Origin of the sequence: Xenorhabdus yunnanensis (assembly GCF_028598805.1) — a bacterium.
Lineage (GTDB): Bacteria > Pseudomonadota > Gammaproteobacteria > Enterobacterales > Enterobacteriaceae > Xenorhabdus > Xenorhabdus yunnanensis.
This window is the reverse complement of the sequence record NZ_JAQRFI010000200.1, coordinates 1-726: the sequence shown is the minus strand read 5'-3', so window position 1 is coordinate 726 and position 726 is coordinate 1. Positions and strand designations below refer to the sequence as shown.

The window sequence follows — 726 nt, the reverse complement described above, 5'->3', positions numbered from 1 at the left end:
CTGGGTTTCCTGCTGGCGAATACTGCCTCACAGAGTTGTGTGGTGAATATCGTCCTGCGCAGTGGAGCAGCCGGAACGTGTCTGAATCACTGACGTATATGATACCCACAGCGGCAAAAACCTATTCGGTTTATCTGCCGGAGACGACATTGACTGCCACGCTTTCTGCGGATGCTTTCGGTCTGGCTGTTACCGCGATTGTGTTTGCCCGTATCGCTGAGCTGGATGAGCCGAATGCCGATGCGTTCCGCTTCTGCGAACTGCGGGAATACGCGCTACACCACCCAGAAACCGAGCTGATACGTGCAGTACTGGCGATGCAGCCCAAAGAGGACGTTATCAGTTCGTCACTTATCCATAACAACCATAATCTCCACTAACGTAATCAGCCGATGAGGCTGTTAACTCTCATTTTTAGCGCCTGACCGGGGAGCCGACAACACCTTCCCGTATTGGGCGGGTGTTGTCTTTTATTGACGTCAAATCAAGGAGAGCAATACCATGAACCCGATTTTTTACCTGCGCCGGAGAGCACGACACTGGCCTCGCAGGAAAATATTTTTACCGTACAGGTCACCGGCCTGATGCAACATCCCCAACGGCCACAATCGCTGAGGGAGGAAACCCTGACCGTGTGTGAAACCGACTCTGTCACCGAAGCGGTACAGCGGCTGAAAGTGATCCATCTTTTGGGTGACTGGCCGGTACCGGAAATGTCTGCTACTC

General features: G+C 53.0%; 1 protein-coding gene and 1 pseudogene. Both read left to right on the top strand.

Translation table 11 applies throughout. The annotated features are described in order from the left end of the window. Positions 1-380: antirestriction protein (locus PSI23_RS21755; RefSeq protein ID WP_273557016.1), on the top strand; the 380-nt coding region annotated here is incomplete at its 5' end. 93 nt (positions 381-473) lie between these two features. Then, positions 474-726: pseudogene (locus PSI23_RS21750) on the top strand (hypothetical protein); the annotation flags it as partial.